General features: G+C 45.9%; 19 protein-coding genes and 2 tRNA genes. 16 read left to right on the top strand and 5 right to left on the bottom strand.

Annotation, left to right across the window (positions count from 1 at the left end; all coding sequences use genetic code 11):
* Window positions 1-19 precede the first annotated feature (19 nt).
* The gene (locus SCACP_RS00600) at window positions 20-892 is read right to left on the bottom strand and encodes a CsgG/HfaB family protein (RefSeq protein ID WP_425059523.1); all 873 of its coding nucleotides are present in this window, start codon (window positions 890-892) and stop codon (window positions 20-22) included.
* 341 nt (window positions 893-1,233) lie between these two features.
* Between SCACP_RS00600 and SCACP_RS00605 the strand changes: the two genes are divergently transcribed.
* The gene (locus SCACP_RS00605; protein ID WP_425061288.1) at window positions 1,234-1,374 is read left to right on the top strand and encodes an LUD domain-containing protein; all 141 of its coding nucleotides are present in this window, start codon (window positions 1,234-1,236) and stop codon (window positions 1,372-1,374) included.
* 60 nt (window positions 1,375-1,434) lie between these two features.
* Here the strand turns inward: SCACP_RS00605 and SCACP_RS00610 are convergent, their stop codons facing one another.
* Complete coding sequence (locus SCACP_RS00610; RefSeq protein ID WP_425059524.1) at window positions 1,435-2,382, bottom strand: magnesium transporter CorA family protein; 948 nt, start codon at window positions 2,380-2,382, stop codon at window positions 1,435-1,437.
* 377 nt (window positions 2,383-2,759) lie between these two features.
* On the opposite strand from SCACP_RS00610, the gene SCACP_RS00615 reads away from it, so the two are divergent.
* From SCACP_RS00615 to SCACP_RS00625, 3 genes are all read left to right on the top strand, one after another.
* On the top strand, window positions 2,760-2,885 hold the full coding sequence (locus tag SCACP_RS00615; protein WP_425059525.1) for a hypothetical protein: 126 nt from the start codon (window positions 2,760-2,762) through the stop codon (window positions 2,883-2,885).
* Between the two features lie 86 nt (window positions 2,886-2,971).
* A tRNA-Ser gene (locus SCACP_RS00620) sits at window positions 2,972-3,060 on the top strand.
* Between the two features lie 64 nt (window positions 3,061-3,124).
* Window positions 3,125-3,215, top strand: a tRNA-Ser gene (locus SCACP_RS00625).
* Window positions 3,216-3,736: 521 nt separating this feature from the next.
* Here the strand turns inward: SCACP_RS00625 and SCACP_RS00630 are convergent.
* Window positions 3,737-4,702, bottom strand: a complete 966-nt coding sequence (locus SCACP_RS00630; protein ID WP_425059526.1) for an alpha/beta hydrolase — start codon at window positions 4,700-4,702, stop codon at window positions 3,737-3,739.
* A gap of 79 nt (window positions 4,703-4,781) precedes the next feature.
* Complete coding sequence (locus tag SCACP_RS00635) at window positions 4,782-5,006, bottom strand: hypothetical protein (protein ID WP_425059527.1); 225 nt, start codon at window positions 5,004-5,006, stop codon at window positions 4,782-4,784.
* Between the two features lie 639 nt (window positions 5,007-5,645).
* On the opposite strand from SCACP_RS00635, the gene SCACP_RS00640 reads away from it, so the two are divergent.
* From SCACP_RS00640 to larA (SCACP_RS00665), 6 genes are all read left to right on the top strand, one after another.
* The gene (locus tag SCACP_RS00640) at window positions 5,646-6,317 is read left to right on the top strand and encodes an IclR family transcriptional regulator (RefSeq protein ID WP_425059528.1); all 672 of its coding nucleotides are present in this window, start codon (window positions 5,646-5,648) and stop codon (window positions 6,315-6,317) included.
* Window positions 6,318-6,420: 103 nt separating this feature from the next.
* The gene (locus tag SCACP_RS00645) at window positions 6,421-6,636 is read left to right on the top strand and encodes a hypothetical protein (RefSeq protein ID WP_425059529.1); all 216 of its coding nucleotides are present in this window, start codon (window positions 6,421-6,423) and stop codon (window positions 6,634-6,636) included.
* Window positions 6,637-6,673: 37 nt separating this feature from the next.
* Window positions 6,674-8,353, top strand: coding sequence for a dihydroxy-acid dehydratase (gene ilvD / locus SCACP_RS00650; protein WP_425059530.1), 1,680 nt, complete (start codon window positions 6,674-6,676; stop codon window positions 8,351-8,353).
* A gap of 294 nt (window positions 8,354-8,647) precedes the next feature.
* Window positions 8,648-9,958, top strand: coding sequence for an MFS transporter (locus SCACP_RS00655; RefSeq protein ID WP_425059531.1), 1,311 nt, complete (start codon window positions 8,648-8,650; stop codon window positions 9,956-9,958).
* Window positions 9,959-10,122: 164 nt separating this feature from the next.
* Window positions 10,123-10,956, top strand: a complete 834-nt coding sequence (gene panB, locus SCACP_RS00660; RefSeq protein WP_425059532.1) for a 3-methyl-2-oxobutanoate hydroxymethyltransferase — start codon at window positions 10,123-10,125, stop codon at window positions 10,954-10,956.
* 46 nt (window positions 10,957-11,002) lie between these two features.
* Window positions 11,003-12,310: a nickel-dependent lactate racemase gene (gene larA, locus SCACP_RS00665; RefSeq protein WP_425059533.1), complete on the top strand. Its 1,308-nt coding sequence runs from the start codon at window positions 11,003-11,005 to the stop codon at window positions 12,308-12,310.
* 63 nt (window positions 12,311-12,373) lie between these two features.
* Here larA (SCACP_RS00665) and larA (SCACP_RS00670) read toward each other — a convergent pair whose 3' ends face one another.
* Entirely contained in the window at window positions 12,374-13,639 is a 1,266-nt protein-coding gene (larA, locus tag SCACP_RS00670; RefSeq protein ID WP_425059534.1) for a nickel-dependent lactate racemase, read from the bottom strand.
* A gap of 391 nt (window positions 13,640-14,030) precedes the next feature.
* Between larA (SCACP_RS00670) and SCACP_RS00675 the strand changes: the two genes are divergently transcribed.
* The 6 genes from SCACP_RS00675 (at window position 14,031) to ilvD (SCACP_RS00700) (ending at window position 22,969) form a co-directional block, all read left to right on the top strand.
* Complete coding sequence (locus tag SCACP_RS00675) at window positions 14,031-14,924, top strand: hypothetical protein (RefSeq protein ID WP_425059535.1); 894 nt, start codon at window positions 14,031-14,033, stop codon at window positions 14,922-14,924.
* Entirely contained in the window at window positions 14,921-16,039 is a 1,119-nt protein-coding gene (menC, locus tag SCACP_RS00680) for an o-succinylbenzoate synthase (RefSeq protein WP_425059536.1), read from the top strand. The genes SCACP_RS00675 and menC overlap by 4 nt, the downstream gene beginning before the upstream one ends.
* 251 nt (window positions 16,040-16,290) lie before the next feature.
* Window positions 16,291-17,553 (top strand): lactate racemase domain-containing protein, encoded by a 1,263-nt coding sequence (locus SCACP_RS00685; RefSeq protein WP_425059537.1) that lies wholly within the window; start codon window positions 16,291-16,293, stop codon window positions 17,551-17,553.
* A 291-nt stretch (window positions 17,554-17,844) separates the two neighbouring features.
* Window positions 17,845-19,431, top strand: a complete 1,587-nt coding sequence (locus SCACP_RS00690; RefSeq protein WP_425059538.1) for a histidine kinase — start codon at window positions 17,845-17,847, stop codon at window positions 19,429-19,431.
* A 149-nt stretch (window positions 19,432-19,580) separates the two neighbouring features.
* Entirely contained in the window at window positions 19,581-21,143 is a 1,563-nt protein-coding gene (locus tag SCACP_RS00695) for a response regulator transcription factor (RefSeq protein ID WP_425059539.1), read from the top strand.
* A gap of 161 nt (window positions 21,144-21,304) precedes the next feature.
* Window positions 21,305-22,969, top strand: coding sequence for a dihydroxy-acid dehydratase (gene ilvD, locus SCACP_RS00700; protein ID WP_425059540.1), 1,665 nt, complete (start codon window positions 21,305-21,307; stop codon window positions 22,967-22,969).
* The last annotated feature ends 11 nt before the right edge of the window (window positions 22,970-22,980 follow it).

Here is a 22,980-nt window from a genome sequence, read left to right on the forward strand (position 1 = left end):
CTAAAAAACATCATAGACGCTATTTCTTTCTGATTTTATCGCCGGCTTGCAGGCCAAGCGCTGAGCCTTGCACTTCACCAATAGACATATCATTGTCTACGCTTACAATTTTAATTGTTGCAATGTCGTACTTTTCTGCGCCAAGAATCTTGCCTGTTACCGGATGGGTGATCACATTGCCTTCGCGAAAAACTACATAGGATTGCCCAGGCTGTACGCCTTGTTCGCGGCCAAGATCAATATACACTTTTCTGCCGGAAACTTGAACGACAAATCCCTCAAGCGGGTTCATTTCATTGATTTTATCAACCACTTTTGCTACCGCCTTGCGGGCAGCTTCCGAGAACGCAGAGTTACTCTGGCCCTGGGCAAAGATGGTGCGGCCGTCTTTATCGTTGAGAGCGCCCATTTTAACAGAACCTTCAGATTGTTCAGCCCAAAGAATGTTGCCGGTAGTAGCGTCGATCATACGGACCGACAGTACCACTTTGACCTCAGTCTGGGTAGCCAAGCCAAACAAGTTTATCTGCTGGGCTCCGGCTTCGACAATTTTGCCGACGACCAGGTAATCAAGACCTAGAAGCTGGCCCAGTTGGGCGGCAGTTGCCGGATTAACCGCGCCGGTCGCGCCAAGTCTTTGCTCAGCAAGTACGGCGCGGAGCTGTTCCCGCTCAACTACTTGATAGGATTTGTTTTTCACAAGCTCATTGACTAAGATGTCGGAAATGCCACGGCCCATGGCACGGTCGGAAATCTGTGAGGCATTTTCAAAGTCTACTACGCCGATACGCTTTTTAGCGCCGGCCATTGCGGGAGATGGGCTAAATACTCCCAATAAGCAGGAGAATAAAAAGAACCCGATAAGGACAAGACTAAGGGGCTTTTTTGTCACAAGGGACCATCCTCTCCATATTTGTTTATGATTTATTAATATTTCGCCTACTAGGACTATTTTCCTGCTCTGGAAAAATACTATATGAAATCCAATAAAGATTTTTTTCTAGGCGTGTTGTTAGTAATGCTCCACCGCTGGCGCTTGACTTACGCTTATACTAACAACACGCCTGTACATCTTTATTGGATACTATATATATGAAATCCAATAAAGATTTTTTTCTAGGCGTGTTGTTAGTAACGCTCCACCGCTGGCGCTTGACTTATGCTTATACTAACAACACGCCTGTACATCTTTATTGGATACTATATAGCATGAAAATTTAACCGAATTTCCTGATTGAACGCCAGGGAAAAGGCCGGATGCCTTGTGCGGTAGACTTTATTACCGGGCCTGGCCGCACGTCCGATATCAAGATGGATCTTTCCGTCGGTGTGCACGGTCCCTACCGGGTGTGGACAATAGTGATTGACGATTAAACAAATGAAAACCCCGGGGCTGTTTTTTCCCGGGGTTTCATTTGTTTTATATACATCGTTTCAAAACATACCTTTGCGCCACAGGCCAAAAGCACTAAGTGCTGTAACCAGCGCGGCAAACAGCAAGGTATAGACAAAGCCGCCGTTTACGCCAAAAGGAACATCGACATTCATACCCATAAAGCTTGAGACCATGGTGGGGATGGCTAAAATGATGGTCATTGACGCCAAAAATTTCATAACTCTGTTCAGATTGTTAGATATAATGGAAGTAAAAGTATCCATCATGCCGTTTAAGATATGGCTATACATCTCAACCATCTCAATAGCCTGCTTATTTTCGATAATAACATCTTCTAAGAGGTCTTCATCCTCTTCATATATTTTAATGAGATGCTGGACCTGGCTGGTCGAACGGAGACGCAGGAGCTTTTCCAGCACAATGCCGTTGGAACGCAGGGAAGCGGCAAAGTAGGTTAAACCTTTTTGCAGTTCCAGGAGTTGAAATATTTCTTCGTTTTGCATTGACCGGCGCAGATACCGCTCAATTTCATCAGTACGGCGGTTAATTTGTTTTAGGTACTTTAGATACAATGTAGCCGATTTATAAAGGATTTGAAATAAAAACCTGGTCTTTTTAAAGGTGCTGAAAGCCCGTGGGTTTTCAGGGTTAAAGTCGGCCAAAACTTCGTTAGTTTCCAAACATACGGTAATAATATATTCAGGAGTAAGGATAATACTCAGCGGCAGGGCATCATAAATATCGTTGCCGCGCATGATGGGAATGTTGGTAATGACAAGTATATGATTCTCATCAAGCTCGGTACGGGAACGCTCTTCTTCGTCCAGTGCCGCTTTAAGAAAATCAAGCGGGGTGCCGGTGGCGGCCGCTACTTGTTCAAGTTCTTCAGCATTGGGATTAATTAGGTTGATCCAGGCGCCTTTTTCCAGCGTCTGAAAAGTAAGCTCATAAAGATGAGTGCAATTACTACGATAAATTTTGAGCATGATGTTCCCCCTCTTTAATTTTAGGGGAATACAAATTCATGCCTGACTAAATTTAATCAGGTAAGAAAAATGGAATATTCCCCGAATTTTAAGTAATTTGCATAAAACAAGCCAACTAGGTCGGTCTACATCCATCTATCTCACCTGCCTTTAAAATATTATTGATTATCTTTAAATAGCTATATAAAAAATATAATTCTGTTTGCGTTATTAGTCAACCTTTTTATTTAAAATTAACCGTATCTTTACTTGGGGTTAGCATGGGGCAAACTGATCTGTGCTATAATGATACTAAACATACAATTCTATGTATTATTGTATTGCCGTTACCAGCCGAAGGTGAGGAAAGGGTTGAAAAGTAAGGGAGGGTGGAGAATATGACTGTAAGTTCTGAGTTTGATATAACTTTAACCCAGGAAGAGCTTGACGAACTTTTGCGCGACTTACCGCAAATAGTCCGTGAGCTTGAAACCGACCTTCAACAGGCCGCAAATAATGATTAGTATTTTCAAAATAGATAAAATTACCGGGGCTTGTTTTGTTGACAAGCCCTTTGGCCGTTTGCTATAATACTAAATGTGCCGGACACGGAGGGGTGTCCGAGTGGTTTATGGAGCTGGTCTTGAAAACCAGTGATCCCGCAAGGGACCGTGGGTTCGAATCCCACCCCCTCCGCCATTATTTACTGTTTGACGTAACGTGGCGCACCTGCTATAATCTAATATGTTAAGCTCAAGCACACGGAGTGGTACTCAAGTGGCTGAAGAGGACGGTTTGCTAAATCGTTAGGGGTCGCAAGGCCCGCCAGGGTTCAAATCCCTGCCACTCCGCCATATAAGAAAAACAGCTATTAACTTTTAAGTTAATAGCTGTTTTTCTTTTGCAGCCAGGTCTCCCTCGTTCACGCAAAATTAAGGTAGATGTGGGAACTGTGTAAAGAGTGACAGGGTATGAAAGTACGAATTTAGAAAGTTAGGCTGGCAAGGAGTTTATGCGGCAGATACAGGGCCGATTGATTCAATCAAGTCCAGGTTGATTGCGACGACATCTCGTTACATTTACGGTCACCGATTTCCCCCGATAATCCGTCCGACAAACACTGTACCTGTGACAGTTACAACAGATACGGCCGCCCCTAGCGGAAATCCTAATTGTAGATGATTTCTCATTGCGTTACCATCCTTCTGATTAAATTGAAAGTGATTATTACTATCCGTATAGTATATTATGTAAAACATGTGCCAGGGGTACCTTGGAAGCCGGCTTGATTGTGAATAATTTTGTTATGCATAAGAAGAATGGAAAAATTGGGGGCAGAGAGGCCTGACAATCAGGCGGATTGGTAAATGGGCCGCTATTCGGGGATTGAGTTTAGGAAGTGAGTGACTGTCTCTTGGTATTCATATCTGCGGTCCAAAATGGCCATTCCGTGCTTTACGTTGGGGAAAATATGTATTTCGCGGTAGCCTTTTGTGGCTGCATATAGTTGTACACTCATTCCGGCGGGTACAAGGGTATCAGATTCACCATGGAGGTATAAAACAGGGGTGGTTACATGACTCACGGCGCGAAGCGGCGAAACATCCGCATAGGAGAAACGGGATTGAATATATGCCACTACACTGCAATATTTTATTAGGGTGAGTACCCATAGCGGGTAGCGGGATTTTACCAGAGCGGTAATCTGTTGGGTTAGCAAATCTTCTAAGTCACTGTAGGCACTATCAGCAATATAAAATTTTACCCGTTTGGAAGGCTCATTTAGTGATGCATGCATTAATGCTGTAGCAGCGCCCATTGATACACCATGCACGCCAATAACACCGTTAGGATACTTCTTTTCCAACCAGTCAACCCATTGGTCGAGGTCATACTTCTCATAATATCCCCATGTTGTGCAAGAACCGCCGCTTTCTCCATGGGCCCGGGAGTCGTAGATCAGGATGTTATAGCCCTTATCGAGATACATCTCTGAATAAGGCAGTCCCATAAGTTGATTTGCGGCGATGCCGTGGACAAAGATGACGGTTTTATCTGACGGTACTGGATTAGGAAGGAAGGTACCTTTAAGGATGTAGCCAAAACGAGAATAGAGGCTAACAGTTTGCCAGCCTCCGGTTCTCAATCCTTGTTCCAGTCGAGCCTGTAGACGGTTATAACGTACAAAGCTGGTCCTGGTGTTTAATACACAAAATTCGTTATGAAAAACTGCACCGATAAAGAAGCATATGAAATTTATAATAAGTATTATTAATAAAAATACGCCTTTGGCCGTATGAACATATATTTTACGTTTGTGGGCCTTTAATGCAGCATCCATACATGGTGACCTCCGCTATCACCAGTATCCCACAAAGACGCAAACGTTATGTTAGACGTAAGCTGTTACTTATGTCATTTTAAACCGGAAATATAATTCTGGCTGCATATATAGCCAATGTAAGGGTCACAGCACTAAAAATGGTAGACATTATTACAGTCTGAGAGGCAAAATTCTGACAGCTGTCACATTCCACCGCAATTAAAGCGGTATTTACTGCAGTCGGAACTGAATAGGCAATGAGTACGGTCTGGGCGACAGCTCCGGTGAACCCCCAAACATATATTGAAATAAGCGCAAGCACAGGTCCTACAAGTTTGCACTACACGTGTTTTAGGCCCGCAGGCTAGCGGGGCCCTTCCACCGAGCAATTTCCTTTACAATTCGCTCGCCGGTATACCAGCGTTCATCCAACTCGGCTTGCTTAGCTGTCCGCTCTTTCTCGTCGTAATCCGCCGGATCTGTTCTGCTTCCTTTTCCAGGGTTCGTTGGAACTTACTATATGAAATCCAATAAAGATTTTTTTCTAGGCGTGTTGTTAGTAACGCTCCACCGCTGGCGCTTGACTTACGCTTATACTAACAACACGCCTGTAAATCTTTATTGGATACTATATAGAAGGACCCAGCAGGCGGCAGGTTTCGCACAGCTCCTCTGAATACTGCTTCTGCAAAATCAAATCCCGGCTGCCTGCTCGGGCAACAGATTTAACAGATTTGTAAAATTATTCTGCAGGAATATTCTTTTCGATATAGAATAGATGCAAAAAATAAATAACCGAACACGGGTCGACAATATAGAACAGAGATGGTGTGTTTAATGCCAGGCAAAAATAGCGCTGAAGGTGAGAAATATATTCAATCACTATTTCGGGCATTAAAGACACTGGAATATGTGGCAGAACACGGCAATGTCGCCGGTTTGACCGAGATAAGCAAGGGGAATGGGGATGAGCAAAAGCACCGTACACGGTCTGATTGCCACTTTGGAGAAATGCGGTTATATGCGTCAGGATCCCAGGTCGGGCAAGTATTCTCTTGGCATAAGGCTGTTTGAAATGGGGCAGGCATATGTTTCCAATCTCGATTTACGTGAGATCGCGTTGCTCTATCTCAGAGAACTGTCAATCCATTACCAGGAAACAACGCATCTCGCCGTACTTTCCGGCGAGGAAGTTGTTTATATAGATAAAGTCGATGGTCCACGCTCGATTGGGATAAGATCGCAGGTTGGCGGTCGAAATCCGGCATATTGTACCGGTGTCGGCAAAGTGCTGTTATCAGGGCTGGATGAACGCCAGATAGACAGTATGTATGCCGGTAAAACTTTGAAAAAATATACTGAGAATACGGTTGGTGACTTGGCAGGTCTGATTCATCAAATACGTCAGGTGCGTGAGCAGGGATATGCGTATGATATGGAGGAATTTGAACTTGATCTGCGCTGTATCGCGGCGCCGGTAAGGGACAGTGAGGGAGCGGTGATAGCTGCTATCAGCCTTTCGGGGCCATCCAACCGCCTGCTGGATACTAAAATGGATGATATTGCGATCAACCTAGTAAAAACAGCATTGCAAATATCCAGACGGTTGGGATATAAAGACAAACTTAAATGATGTTCCATATGGCGCCGCCTGAGAAAGTGCTGGAACAGGCCGGACACCGGCATTGATTTATATAAAATGATGGATGTTAGCAAAGATGTAGTGGGAAGGGCTGATGCACCGCCCGCAAACCATTAACCCCGACGCGCTGGCTATTGGTTATGCCGGAGCCTATGGCAGTTTCCTGTTGCACAGTCGTCGCGCCGCTGAGAAGTTTGGCATCGATGCGCGTGATATTTTATTGGAATTAGGGCGGCGCAAAACGGTAGGCGGGCAAGAAGACCTGATTATTGACGTGGCCATTGAACTGGCAAAAGCGAAAAACGGCTGACGTTAGCGGCACAAGACAGAGGGAAGGAGCAGATATTATGGGATACCGCAGCAACGATATTTTAGGCAAGCCTGAGTGGAGCTTTAACCGGAGTGTGTTCAAATCAGTGGGGTTTTCGGATGATGATCTTGGCAGACCTGTCATTGGTATCGCCAATTCATGGAACGAACTCGTTCCAGGCCATGCCAACCTGCGGCAGGTGGCAGAACATGTACGTAAAGGTATCTACCGGGCAGGCGGTACTGTAGCCGAGTTTGGCGTTATCGGCGCGTGCGACGGCACAGCCCAAGGACACGCCGGAATGCATTATATTTTACCGTCCCGGGACTTAATTGCCAACGATATTGAAGTAATGGTCCAGGCCCACCGGCTGGACGGAATTGTGCTGCTTGGATCGTGCGACAAAATTGTTCCAGGTATGCTGATGGCTGCCGCGCGGCTTAAAATCCCGGCTATTTTCCTGCCAGGCGGGCCAATGCTGGGTGGAATTGAATTTGATGGCCGAAAAGCCGATTTAACCACTATGTCGGAAGCGTTGGGCATGCTTAGAAGTAACAAAATTGATGAAAAGACTTATGACCACTTGGAGGAGCTTTGTGGTCCGACTTGCGGATCATGTGCGTTTTACGGGACTGCCAATACCATGTGCTGCATGGCCGAAGCATTGGGAATGTCGCTACCGGGAGCCGCGTTAGTGCCTGCAGTCTACGCCGACAGGCTAAGGTTAGCAGAGGACACAGGCAAGGCCATCGTTGCCTTGATCAACAGTCAAACGAATGCCGACAAGATTATAACCTATCAGTCGCTGGAGAACGCCATCCGCGTTTTAATGGCTACCGGCGGTTCGACCAACGCTATTTTACATCTCTCAGCCATCGCGGCAGAGCTTGGTATCGCAGCCGAAAAAATGATGGACGCTTATGACAGGCTCAGCGAATCTACTCCCCAGATTGCGAAAGTAAATCCAGCTTCGAAGTATGATATGGAAGATTTTTACCGGGCGGGCGGAATCCCAAGAGTCATGCAGGAAATAAGCCATTTGCTGCATCTTGATTGTCTTAGCGTAACCGGCAAGACCATGGAACAGAATATAAAGGACTATAAATTCAAATATCCGGCTGATAACAATGTGATCAGTACCTTGGCTAAGCCGTTCAGTAAGCAAAAAGGAGTAGCCATCTTAAGAGGAAACCTTGCTCCCGACACGGCAGTAACCAAGCCGGCGGCAATCGACCCGCAAATGCACGTATTTACAGGGAGTGCAAGGGTGTTTGACTCGGAAGAGGAGGCTGAGCAGGCGATATTAAACGGCGGGATTAAAGAAGGTGATGTTGTTGTTATCCGCTATGAAGGGCCCAAAGGCGGTCCGGGTATGCGTGAAATGTATAAAGCCATGAAGTACATATATGGTATGGGATTGGCTAAGAAAACAGCGCTGATCACTGACGGGCGCTTTTCGGGTACCAACAACGGGTGTTTTGTCGGACATATATCGCCGGAAGCAGCTGAAGGCGGCCCGCTAGCCGCTGTTCAAGACGGCGACCTGATCACCATTGACATTCCTAAGGGAAGCTTGCATTTACACCTCTCCGGTCAGGAGATTAGTGCCAGGCTGGCAAAATGGCAAAGGCCGGAGCCGAAGTTTACGAGCGGTTACTTAGGCGTCTATTCTAAGTTGGCGAGCTCTGCCGCAAAGGGAGCTGTAGTCAAGATATAACGAAATATTATTGGTAAAGGCGACCCCTTGGCTATTACAAGGGGTCGCCTTTTGCCTGACAGAAGTGTAAAGACCATGCATAAGTTTACCGGTAAAGGCACAAGTGTTGGATGTGTGCAATAAATTCATGACGCGCATCAATATATTTGGTAGGAAAAGTGTGACAAGTAACTAATATTAGAAAATATAAAATAATCCCAATATAGCTATACTGCGGCAAGAATGGGGGGAGTGCCTGAAAAACACTGAAAATACCCAATAATCCAATATTTCACAAAACAGAGGAGGACGAAAATGCAAAGCACATCATTCAGTGAAGAGAAAGTTATCAGCAAGTTGCGCTGGCGGCTTGTACCCTATCTTATGCTACTGTATATTGTTGCAATGATGGACCGTGTAAATATCGGGTTTGCCGCCTTGGAAATGAATAAAGCACTGGGTATTAGTGCCAGTACGTTTGGATTTGTTGCCGGTATTTTTTTCATAGCCTATTTCTTTTTTGAAGTTCCCAGTAACATTCTTATGCACAAGATCGGGGCACGCATTTGGATTGCCCGGATTCTTATAAGCTGGGGCATCGTAACAGTGCTCACCGGTTATATTCAATCGGCAACCCAATTAGGTATTCTTCGTGTCTTACTCGGTATTGCCGAAGCCGGTTTCTATCCGTGTATGATCTTATACTTGACATTCTGGTTTCCGTCTAAATATTTCGCCAGTACTGTTTCCCTGTTTATGTGCGGCATGGCTTTGGCCAATATTATCACAGGCCCTATTTCTACCTGGATCATGGATAATGTTCAATGGCTTGGCATGCCCGGCTGGCGCTGGCTTTTCATCCTCGAAGGAATACCTGCCGTACTTCTCGGATTTATAACACTGTTTGTCATGGTTGACCGGCCCGAGCAAGCCAAATTCCTTACTGCTGAGGAAAAATCATGGCTGGTAGGTCAATTGAAAAAAGAGCACGACGCTAAAGTGAATAAAGCGCCGGCCAACAAGTGGCTGGTATTTAAGGAGTTTCGCGTTTGGCATCTGTCTTTTTGTTACCTGTGCTATGTTATCGCATTGTATGGTTTGGGCTTATGGATGCCGCAAATTATCAAGGCGATATCGCAAAAGCTTAGCAATACCAATATCGGACTTCTTTCCACCATTCCTTATATGTGCGGTATAATAGCCATGATCCTGGTGGCCCGGCATTCCGACAAAACAATGGAACGCCGTTATCATGTGGCACTTCCTATCTCGCTCGCCTTTTTTGGACTGATTGGGTTGACGATGACCACCGACTTGTGGGTATCTATGTTACTCCTTTGCATTAGTACGGCGGCTATTTATTGCTTTGTTGGGACGTTCTGGAGTTTGCCGGCATTGTTCCTGACCGAGGCGGCAGCTGCGGTGGGGATTGCCATCATCAATTCGGTAGGCAACCTGGGCGGTTTCTTTGGACCTTATATCGTTGGTTACCTAAAGGATCTTACAGGTTCCACTACCTTTAGCATGTACTTTTTAGCCACTTTTGCTTTGTTGGCAACTGTGTCGGTACTAGCAATCAAGAAGAAGGATTCAGACACAGGCTCGGAAAAAAGTATTTCGGCTTAGCAGGCTTAAATAAGCCGGTTATTAGCCAACCAATATAATTATAATCCGGATGATAGCAGGTGGAGAAGTGGCGGGTAACCGGCACTTCTCTACTATATTTACCCGGGACAGAACTTGTAACCCGGAACAAATATTAGAATATTAATATCTAGGAGGTCATATCTATGTCCAAAACCAAACTTACAATTCCCCAGCTCCGGCAACTGAAAGAAGAAGGCAAAAAAGTCAAAATGATTGTGTGCTATGATTATCCGATGGCTGCTATTGTTGAAAAATCAGAAGCCGATATGATTCTTGTCGGGGATTCGCTTGGCATGGTGGTCATGGGACTTGACTCCACCGTTCCTGTCAATATGGAGGAAATTATCTATCACCTGCGGGCAGTAAGGCGGGCGACTCCTAACACGTTCGTGGTTGCCGATTTGCCGTTTATGTCGTATCAGGCCTCGGTGGAGGAGGCCATCCGGAATGCAGGGCGGCTTTTGAAGGAAGGGGCTGACTGCGTCAAACTGGAAGGCGGTCTGGAGGTCGTCGACACGGTGAAAGCCATTGTAAGGGCCGGAGTTCCGGTAATGGCTCATATTGGACTGACACCGCAGACTGTTGCCATGCTCGGTGGTTTTAAGGTTCAGGGGAAATCGGCGGAAGCGGCGGAAAAAATGCTGCTTGAGGCGCAAAAGCTTGAAGAAGCCGGTGCCTTTGCGGTGTTGCTGGAATGCGTACCCAGTCAGTTGGCAAAACTGATTACCGAAAAACTATCTGTTCCTACCATTGGGACAGGTGCTGGACCTGATGTTGACGGTCACTGCCTCAATGCCTATGATCTTCTCGGTATCTTTGACAAGTTTGTGCCGAAATTTATTAAACAGTATGCAAAATTGGGACCGGTGATGGTTGAAGCGTTTAATCAACATTGCCGGGAGATTGACAGTGGTGAATTCCCCAAACCCGAACATTGTTTTAACATGAATTCTGAGGATTTGAAGCGTCTTTATTAACAGGCCGGCAGGAGTAAAGAAGCGTTAAGGCCGTGGAGGAGGAGAGATGAATATAAAAGAGCATACTTTTTGTTTAAAATACGGACAAGGAGAAATGAGTTTCAGTATTCCCGAAAACCAGTTGCTTCATGAAATCGTAGGAGTCGACTATCCTCCCCTTGAAAATGTAGAAGAAGCTGTTAAACATGCACTTCTTCACCCTATTGATTCACCGCCTCTTAAGGAACTGGTAAAGTCAGGCAACAAAGTGACGATTTGCGTAAGTGATATAACCCGGGTTTGGCAAAAAATGCCGGTCGTTTTGCCGTTAGTGCTTGATACTCTTAATGAAGGCGGCGTGGCTGACAGTGATGTTACAATTGTCATTGCGGTAGGAGGGCATCGCCAAAATACTGAAGAAGAGTTCATTCAAATTTGTGGACAAGAAGTTTTTGACCGGGTTAAAATTGTCAATCATGACGCCTGGGATGAAAGTAATATGGTTTACCTGGGTAAAACCAGCCGTGGCACCGAGGTGTGGGTAAACAAGCTGGTGGCGGAAGCCGACAGGGTCATTCTTACCGGAGGAATTATTTACCATTATATGGTAGGGTATGGCGGGGGCCGGAAAAGCATCCTGCCAGGGATAAGTTCCATCAAGACCATTCGGCAAAACCACATATTGGCATTAGGTCCCAATTTGGGAGACGGCTCTGACCCGAATGCCGTTTCGGGACGGACACGGGGCTGTGCGCAGCATGAAGACATGATGGAAACGGCGGCGTTTGTTCAGCCTGACTTCTTGATCAATATGGTGCCTACGGCCAAAGGAGAATTTGCCGGGATTTTCGCCGGCAACTGGGTGTCGGCCTGGCAGGAGGGGACCAAGCTCGCGGATAAAATTTACGGTGTGCCTATTGAAGAGAAAGCAGATATTGTTATTACAACAGCCGGAGGATTCCCGAAAGATATTAACTTATACCAGACAGGTAAGACAATGGATAACGCCTGTTACGCCGTTAAGGACGGCGGGGTAGTCATTCTTTTGAGTGAGTGTGCCGATATTAATGAACCTCCGGAATTTACCGAGTGGTTCCAATATGGTGGCCTTTATGAGACCGAGAAAGCCCTCAGGGAAAATTTTACCATTCCCGGATGGGTGGCATTCCGGGAAATGGAATGCGGGGCCAAAGGAACTTTTATCATGGTAACCAAGCCTGAAAATGCAGGTCTCATTCGCAAAGCTAACATGATCCCTGTAACCAATATGGAAGATGCGTTACGATTGGCTTATGAAAAGTGTGGTACCAGGCAACCGAAAATTACCGTTATGCCCCAGGGGGCGAATACGCTACCGCTTTTACAAGAAAAATAGACAAAAAAGAAATGCCCTCACTTACTAAAGAGTAAGTGGGGGCATTTTTAACTATTGCCACTTTTACTTGGACCGCGGTACAGTCAAACTGCCTTGCGGCATAAGAATTATGTCAGGATTAGGTCCCAATTTACTATAGGCGATTTGTAATGCTTCATCAATATCCCGGGCCGGGGTGAACAACAGTGTCCGGGCCAGGTCGGGATCCAGGGAAGACACAAGGATAAATTCGGCCCGCTTCATTAGACGGGTTACGGCATAAGCCTTATGGGCGCCGATTTGAAAATCAGCTCGTAAGGCTTGCTCCACCTTGTCCGGAGTGTTATTTTCCTTCATTGTCTTTTCGTAAAGCGCTGAGCCCGATCCTTCCCGGCACTCGCCCAGAATAATTACGATTCCGCCGTCTTTAACAGCACACCAGGCATTATCCATTGTTTTTTGCAACTGGTAGATGTTGATGTCTTTCGGGTAGCCGCCGCAACTGGCGATGACCAGATCGGCCCGCTTGTCAATTTCCGTACCGTATACGCTGTCAACAAATTTGCATGCTTCTTTATGAGCAGCAACAAAATCGCCGGCAAACACTTTTAAAATCTCTTTCTTCTCATTTAGCACAGTATTAATCAGAAACGAAGGGCGGCACATCTCTACTCCTTCGACCTGATCATGGTAAATGGGGTTGCCTTCCAGTTTACCAATGACAGCGTCTGGATCAAACATCAGGCTATGGTTTTTGCGGATGGTCTCATAGTAGGCTACGCCCGGGAGCATGGCCTTGCGGCCGCCGCCAAAACCGGCAAAGAAATGGTGCACTACACTGCCGGTACATACGATATGATCGGCCTCGGTCACCAGTTTGTTAAACCATACCGGCGTGCCGCGGGAGGTTGTACCAAAATATTTGAATTGGCTTTCATCCCGGCAGTTGGTGTTGTACATTCTTACCCGTGCTGCTACCGCCGGGCCGACTTCTTTTATCATTTCCTCATCCGTCATTGCCCGATGAGTCCCCAAGGCAAAAACAATATACATATCTTTATCCGGAATGCCGGCGGCATTTAGCTCATCCAAAAGGATTGGCATAAAAATATGACTGTTGGCTACCCGGGTTGGGTCATTGACAATGAAGGCAACTGTTTCACCAGGCTTTACAATGTCCCGTAAAGGTTTCGTACCTATCGGATTTCTGATTGCTTCTAATATTGCCTGTTCGGGATCTTCAAGTGCTGGATAATCTTTAATCTTCAGTTCGCCCATTACTTGGGCAGGATTGAGTGACAAGTTTATTTTGCCACCGCCATATTTAAACGAGTAGTCTTTTTTTGTCATAGGTCCTCCCTCATTAATTATGTTAATAATAGAATTTCTCAAGCAATTTTATGCAAAAATCATGCCCATGCGTCTTTCCTGTTAGTTCAAGGGACTTAGCAGGCAGAATGATGCAATCTGTTGGGTAAATGTTCTAAATATGTTGCAAAACGTTTCGGATTGTTGCGTTAATTGTTATGCCGGCTCTGTGTTACAGCAATGCACCGTTATGTTCAGTTATCAGCCAAATAGGGTGTTAATAGTAATGGTAATAATGTAATAATATAGATAATAGCAGGATTTTATTAAATAATCCAGAAAATGCTATTTAAAATAGATTGCCGGTGTTATCCGGGTATTGTTAACCGAAAGAAAACGTTCATAACATAGGATAAGGAGCTGATGAAGAATAATGACTACGGTGAACAACAGCCGGAACCGGGCTGATGCAATTGTGTTGCGGGCTATTACTCCGGATTGGCTGCAGGACTTTTATGCCATGCAGGAATTGGAGAACCTTGTTTGGCACATGAACAGTCCGCTTCCATTGCACCAGGTGGTAACAGTAGCTAAAAACGGCGGTATTTTACTGGGAGCATTCGCTGATAGTCTTATGGTGGGATTCTTATATAGTTTTCCCGGTTATTTAAACCGGCAGGCCTATTTGTGTTCCCATATGATGGGGATACGGGAAGGATGGCGCCATTGCGGCGTGGGAGAGAAGCTAAAGCGGGCTCAGGCCGCAGCGGCAAAAGCGGCAGGGTATTCTTTGATTACCTGGACCTATGACCCGCTGGAGTCAGTCAATGGCAATTTGAACATCGGCAAGTTGGGAGCCGTTTGTTCCACTTATATTATAAACTGTTACGGGGAAATGAATGATGCCATTAATCAAGGGCTGCCTTCCGACCGCTTTCAGGTGGCTTGGTGGCTTGAGCAGCCGAAAGTGCTGATGCCCCAGGGTACAGAATACCAGGCTGTCCCTTGGCGGCTTTCCGGAAAAGGCCGGGCTGAGCCTGTGGGCCCGGCTGACCTGGCTGATGTGTTTCTTGATATGGCAGCCGTGGTAACCGTGGCGGCGCCTGCCGACTTCCAGAACATCAAGGTGCAGGATTTGGAGCTGGCCAAAACCTGGCGGCAGGTAACAAGGCAAGTCTTTGTTCAGATGTTTGCCGCCGGCTGGGCTGTAGCCGGTTTCCGGCGTCTGACGGGAACGCCGGTTAATGAGTATATTTTAGCAAGACAGAGGGATTTGGGTTTGCCTCAGCCGCCCTGGGAATACCAGATAATGAGAGGAGATAAATGATGAGTATGCAATTAGCGGCCATTACCTTACGGGCTATGCGGATGCGCATGAAGGCTCCGTTTACCACAAGTTTCGGGACCGAATGGGATAAAGATTTTATTTTGGTAGAAGTCAAAGATAAGGAGGGCCGGTCAGGCTGGGGTGAAGCGGTGGCTATGAAGGAACCGCTTTATAATGAAGAAACGGTAAGTACTGTCTGGATCATGCTGAAAAAATTTCTTATTCCTCTCATCTGGCGCCAGCCGCCAGGTCATCCCCGGGACGTGGCCGGTCTTTTTCGCCATATCCGTCGTAACTATATGGCCAAGGCGGCCGTAGAGGGAGCCTTATGGGACCTGTATGCCATGGCGGAGAATGTACCGTTATACCGGGCTTTGGGGGGAGAACGGACGGCCATTGACGTGGGAATTAGTCTGGGGATTGAAAGTTCTGTAGACAGGCTGCTGGCCAATGTGGAAAAGTATGTGGCGGCAGGTTACAAGCGGATAAAAATAAAGATCAAACCCGGCTGGGATATTGATGTAGTGGCTGCTGTGCGGCAGCGTTTTCCTGCCATTCAACTGATGGCCGATGCCAATTCGGCCTATACGCTGGCTGATGCGGACCGTCTGGCGGCTTTGGACGACTATGACTTGATGATGATTGAGCAACCTTTGGCTCATGATGACATCATTGACCACGCTGTACTGCAAAAACAAGTAAAGACACCCATCTGTCTTGACGAAAGCATCCATTCGGTGGAAGATGCCCGTAAGGCACTGGAACTGGACAGCGGGCGGATCATTAATATTAAAATCGGGCGGGTAGGCGGTCTAACTGAGGCTAAAGCCATTCATGACCTGTGCTTGAGCAGAGGAATCCCGGTATGGTGCGGGGGCATGCTGGAATCAGGGATCGGCCGGGCCCATAATGTGGCCATTACTACTCTGGCCGGGTTCACATTGCCGGGGGACACGGCAGCGTCCAGCCGGTACTGGGAAGAAGACCTGATTGAGCCGGAAGTTACCGTCCAGGACGGCGTCATCCATGTACCTGACCGTCCTGGTATTGGGTATGTACCTCGCCGGGACCGGATCGATACATACACCTTATATAGCGAGACATTCCGGCCTTGATGCCGCGGGTTGAGAAGTTATTACCTGCAAAGCGAATTTGCTCAGAATAAATACCCATGATTTACCGAAACGGTAAGTTGTGGGTTTTTTGCCGTTAACATGCGCCTAATGAGGGCTGCACTTTTCTAAGATGTGCAATATATTGATAGCTTAAATCAAGATATTAGGAAGGGGATATTTGGGAAAGTAAGAAGTATTTTAAAGAGAAATCTAAATTTTACAACTAATCTTTTGAGGGGAGGGTAATTTGCTTGTTCACTGAACTTTCAAATATTGAGTTACCCAAGATGGTAAAGATACGGCAGAAGTTTCCTCAAGAATGTGTGACAAATGTAGAAGAGCAACTTATCGTTGAACTGAATAAACCGGAAATTTCTATTTGTATACAGCCAGGCGCGCGAATTGCCATATTGACGGGAAGCAGGGGCGTAGCCAATATCGATAAGATTATTACCGTCCTGGTCCGCGAAATAAAAAACAGGGGAGCAAATCCTTTTATTGTTCCGGCCATGGGCAGCCACGGCGGAGCTACCGCCGAAGGGCAGCTGGAAGTCCTCGAAAGTCTGGGAATAACCGAGTCCAGGGTCGGGGCTCCAATAATATCTTCAATGGAAACAGTGAAAGTGGGTAACCTTACATCAGGAATGCCGGTGTATTTTGATAAAAATGCGTTCGCGGCTGATGGCATTATTCCGGTAGGCCGGGTAAAGCCCCATACGGCATTCCGCGCACCCCGTGAAAGCGGGCTGGTCAAGATGATTGCCATCGGCGGCGGCAAGCAACGGGGCGCAGAAACTTTACACTCTAATTTTAACGTAAAAAATTTCGGGCAGATACTATTGGAGACATATCAATGTGTGAAGCAACATGCCAATATTTTATTCGGTGTGGCCGTTGTGGAAAATGCTTATGAGCAAACCGCTCATATTGAAGCAATACCTGCCGAAGCGATTGAGGCAAGAGAAGTTGAGTTATTAGCAAAAGCATGGAAATTAATGCCGAAAATATTAATTGATCAGTTTGATGTTTTGATCGTGGAGCAAATGGGCAAAAACATAAGTGGCGACGGCATGGACCCTAACATTACGGGTAGATATGCCACCGGGTTGCAGGGAGGCCCCAGCTATCAACGGCTTGTCGTCCTCGGTTTAACTCCTGAGACCCATGGCAATGCACTCGGGGTAGGAATGGCAGATGTCACTACTCGTAGACTGGTTTCGGCAATTGATCCTGCTAAAGGCTACATGAATGCCCTTACCTCAAAAATTGTCATGGATTTTGTGAAAGTTCCCATGACTTTGGAAACCGATAAAGAGGCCATTGCGGTTGCGTTGCGAAGCTGTATCTCCGTAATTTCCGGTCAAGAAAAAGTAGTGCGCATAAAAACTACGCTAGACCTTACCGAGATACAGATATCGGAGGCGCTGCTGGCACAGGCTGCGCAGCGCGATGATATTGAAATATTGGGAAAACCGTTCCCAATGCAGTTTGATGAACAAGGCATATTGCTATAATTGTAAGTAGTTGAGTGCTTTAAGACATATGCGGCAATCCAAGATAGCGGCAGTTAATTAAAAATATATGGTATAACCTATCCGGATAGTCGGAATAAAGAGAAGTACTCCATCTGGAGTACTTCTCTATTATTCCGAAAAGAAAGGCTAATTTTCTTATATCTCGGCAAAACGTGAGGTAATATTTTGTGGCTGGGTTGAAAGATTTTTTTGAAAAGCAGGAATTTAGCGTGAAAGAGTAAAAGTGTTACATTAATTTTTTGCAAGCAAACGGCGTGGAGTGATTTAGCAATGGACAAAAATATTATTAAGGCAATAGAAGAAACATTTAATTTAAATGTTATCGGGGATCAATATTTCAACTGGGGTGAACAGCACTGGCTCCAGCTTGCCCCTACTAGTCCGAATACGCAACCGACTGTGTCAGTTGCTATCGTCTATCCCGGAAAAGAGCATGCTTCTCATGTTCATTCAGGCTATGAAGAGATCATCATTGGCCTGGAGGGAGAAATTGTTCATTGGTGTGATGAACGGGAAATACGGCTGCATAAAGGAACACTCGGCTATATTAGCGATGGGAGCCGGCACCGGATTGTAAACAGTACACCAAGTACCGCGTCTTTTTTGAGTATTGTGTATCCTACCATCCCCAAAGCCCTGGGAGAAATATATACGGTCGAGGATATCGAACTTAAGGAAGTTGCTAAAATTATAAATTTAGATATAATTGCTGAACAATTCGCCGAAACTGTCCGCATGGCCGTTACATTAGTAGATGTTTCCGGGGACTTATTGACCATGCCAAGGAAACTTCCCGAATTTTGTATGATTTGCATGCATGAAAAATGCGGCGACTGTATTTTGAGCTCACCAGAAAATATAAAGATCCAACCCGAGCAAAAATTATATCACTGTAAATTTGGAGTGGCGTCCATTCAGTGCCCCATTATAGTCAATAGAAGAGTATTGGGGTATTTGGGCTGCGGGTATGGACTGATGTATACCGGCCTGAACCAAGAGGCGCCTGAAATGTTTAATGTTTTCAGCGGCCAAAATCATATCATGGCCCAAAATGCATACATCAATCTCCCGCTTATTAACCGCAATCACATGAATTCGGTAGCCGATACGTTACGATTGGTTAGTGCATCGCTTGTGCAACTGATGATTAACTCAATTAAAGAGAAAAGACTCAGTTCTTACCAGGTCAGCCTTTCGGAGGAACGCCAGAAGCAAGCCCAATTGTCCAATTCGTTGAATCAAGCCCGGCTGAAATTTTTGGAATCACAGGTAAATCCGCATTTTCTCTTTAACACGTTAAATATTATTGCCCAGCAGGCTGAAATGGACGGAGCTTCCACATTGGCTTCGTTGACATACGCGCTTTCCAATCTGTTGCGGCTTAGTCTGGGAAAGACCGATTCACTTGTTACTATCAGAGAAGAATTAAATTGCATTGAAGATTATTTATTTATCCAAAAAAACAGATTTCCGGATAAATTTGATGTTGACATTCAGGTGGAACAGGACATTTTGGATGTTAAAGCCCCGTTTATGATAATCATGGTATTAGTTGAAAACGCTATTCTTCATGGATTTACTGATATTCTTTGGCGGGGAAAACTGATTGTTAGAGGTTATAAGCATCAGCAGACAGCCGTTCTGGAAGTTATCGATAATGGTTGCGGAATAGCGCCGGAGGTGGTGGACGCAATTCGCGATTTCCCCAAAAGTGAATATGACCCGGCAGCTCTTAAGGGAATCGGCCTAAAGAATATCTATATGCGTTTACGGCATTACTACGGTGATGCTTTTGAATTTGTTATTGAACGCCTGCCGGAAAAAGGGACCAAAGCGAGAATTTGTCTGCCATTGTAACTCTATGGTATCCAATAAAGATGTACAGGCGTGTTGTTAGTATAAGCGTAAGTCAAGCGCCAGCGGTGGAGCGTTACTAACAACACGCCTAGAAAAAAATCTTTATTGGATTTCATATAGGTTAAGTATATGCTGTGGGAGGGGATAAAATGTATAAAATGATTATTGCGGATGATGAACCTTCGGTGCGTCAGTATATACGTTATATTGTCAAACGGCATAACTTACCTTTTGAAATCTGTGGTGAGGCTGCCGATGGCCAAGAGGCAGTGCAATTGGCTGATTTATATCAGCCGGAATTTGTATTTCTCGATATTAGCATGCCGCGCATGAGCGGTCTTGATGCTGCTGAAATCATTAGAAAGAAATATCCCCAAACGGTTATTTATATATTAACAGCGTACAGCCAATTTGATTATGCCCATAAAGCAATCAGAACTCAGGTGGCCGATTATTTATTAAAGCCGATACGTCCGGCGTTAGTTGTCGATACCCTTAAACAAGGCATTAATCATGTGTTACAGCAACGACTGGAAAAACAGCGTACCGAACGAATGACTACTCAAATCAAAAAAACCAAACCTCTTATTATTAAGCAAAGAATGTTTGAATTGTTAAAGGGTGACGGCAATAACGAAGATATGCTGCTGCGGCGTTTGACAAAAACAGAGAATTTTCGTCCTGCCGCGGTTATGGCGGCTGCCGTTTGGGGAGACATAGATACGCCGGAGCGGGCCAACCTTGCGGAACGCTTAGTCTGGGAGTTTAGCAGCCGGTTCAGCGGGCGAATGGTAACAGCTTCCATGGGAGGCGAGACCGCCGGTATTTTACGGGAGCTGAGCCACAATTTGTGTTGTGAATTGAAGCTTCTGATTGATGACTGGCAGCAGCGCTATCATGTTTCCCTGAGTGCCGGGGTAAGCCCGGTAAGTAACAATAGGCAAATTTCCGCGGCGTATAGGGATGCTGACGAAATAAGGAGAACAGCTGTATTTTGGCGGAAGAAGGGGCTTTTTTTCGCCGGTGATGTCGTCAAGAACAGTCAGGCAATATTATGTGGTAATGCCATATTTAAACAAATACGCAACTTTTTGATGGAGCGGCAATCTGCCAAAGCAAAGCTGATTGTAACGCAATTTTTCAGCGATATCGGCCAGCAGATGTATTCAGCTACAGATGTTTATGGTACGGTGGACGAAATTATCAATCATTTGATCAATGAGTATGCTGAACACATAATTTCCGCCGAGGATGCTGTGTTGCTGAGAAAAACATTTGCTGCCAAACTGGATGCTGTTCAAAGCGGCTGTGATCTGGAACGGTGTTTGTGTAGTCTGATTGATAAACTGGCTGGGATAATCAGTTTGAATGAGCAAAATCAGGCTGAACAGTCGGTAAAATGGGCTGTGGAATATATCAATCAAAATTATAATCAGAATCTTACCCTGGATAACATTGCCGAGAAGTTATTTTTGAGCAGCGGCTATTTCTGCCGGATATTTAAGAAATTTACCGGTGAAGGTTTTGCAGCCTATATAACCAAAGTGCGACTGAATAAGGCGAAGGATCTGTTGCTCAGCGGTAAATATACTGTTGCCGAAGCAGCGCGCCTAGTCGGCTTTAATGATTCAAGCTATTTCAGCTGTGTGTTCAAACGGCATTTTAATATGGCTCCCAGTAAATTGATCGAGACTCGGGAGACAGGACAATAATCTCGGTACGAATGTCAAAAAAACCCGGAGGTAAAACAGCCTTTTTAGGGAATTTGAAGATTTAGAAATCACAAACATTTTCCTAGGACGGCAGTTCGGTTGCTGCCGGTGGATTGATTGTGGTATAAAACTTCAGATATCGTGAAGAGGAGGTAAATGGGTTGAGGAGTCATATTACGACACGTGGATTAGAGCGGGCAACCCATCGGGCATTATACTATTCCATGGGTTTACTGCCGGAGGATCTCGACAAGCCGCTAGTTGCCATTGTTAATACCCAGAATGAGACTATGCCGGGGCACTTGCACTTGGACAGCATTGCCAAAGCTGTACGCGAGGGGGTTATTGCCAGCGGCGGGACGCCGATTGAATTCCCGACAATCGGCCTTTGTGACGGAATTGCGCAAGGCAATTATGGTATGCATTATCCGTTGGCCAGTAGAGAATTGATTTGTGATTCGGTAGAATGCATGGTTAATGGTCACCAGTATGATGCCATGGTTTTGGTAACGAACTGTGATAAAATTACTCCCGGCTTGTTAATGGCAGCTGTCAGGCTGAATATTCCGGCGATTATGATTAGCGGTGGTCCGATGGCTACCGGTTGCGTGGATAACAAAGAAATCGGCTACACAGACCTTATGGCCGCTCAAGGCGATGTTGCCAGAGGCCTGATTACCCGGGAAGAGTTGTCCAGACGGGAAAGAGATGCACTGCCGGGCTGTGGTGCGTGCAATTTATTAGGCACTGCCAACACGATGAACTTTCTTACCGAAGCGTTAGGCATGTGTTTGCCGGGAAGTACCGCTTTGGCCGGTACAGGCAGAAGATTGGCCCTGGCAAAACAAACAGGCATGAAAATTATGGAGTTATACAATAAGTCTATTCTGCCGCGCCAAATTATTACTAAAGAGGCAATTGAAAATGCTATTGTTGTCGATCTGGCTATCGGTGGCTCAACGAATACTGTATTGCATTTAACCGCCATCGCACATGCGGCAGGGATTAATTTTGATGTTAACACGTTTAGCGAACTCGCCCAAAAGATACCGCACCTGGTGAAAATGAAGCCTGCTCCCGGCGGTCACTATCCGGCGGATGTTCATAATGCCGGCGGGATAACGGCTTTAATGAATCAGTTGTGTAAACATGGTCTTTTGCATAATGAGGCTATCACTGTAACCGGTAAAACAGTTATGGAAAACGTCAAGGATGCCAAAGTGCTGAACGATGTAGTTATCCGGCCAATGGACAATCCCTATTCGCAAAAAGGCGGACTCCAGCTGTTGTATGGCAATTTGGCGCCTGATGGTGCGGTATGCAAAAGCGCGGCTGTGGCGCCGGAAATGTTGCATCACAAGGGGCCGGCCAGGGTTTTTGATCAGGAAGAGCCTGCTGTGGCTGCAATATACGGGGGGCAGATTAAACCAGGCGATGTGGTGGTAGTAAGGTATGAGGGTCCAAAGGGCGGACCGGGAATGAGAGAAATGCTTACTCCTACGGCTGCGATTGTGGGAATGGGCTTATCAAAAGAGGTGGCGCTGGTCACTGACGGCCGGTTTTCCGGCGCTACCGCCGGTGCTGCTATTGGCCATGTTTCACCTGAGGCGGCTGAAGGCGGGCCAATTGCGCTCATTCAAGAGGGAGACATGATTGAGATTGATATTCCTGCAGGTAAGATTCATCTACATGTTGATGAAGAAGAACTGAATCGTCGCAGGGCAGTATGGCAAAAGCCGGTCCAAGACCATGTTATTAAAGGCAGTTATCTTGAACGGTATGCAAAATTAGTTTCATCGGCAATGTCCGGGGCAGTATTTAAATAAGCAAACTACCA

The sequence above is a fragment of the Sporomusaceae bacterium ACPt genome (assembly GCA_041428575.1).
GTDB classification, from domain to species: Bacteria; Bacillota; Negativicutes; order Sporomusales; family Sporomusaceae; genus Sporomusa_D; species Sporomusa_D carbonis.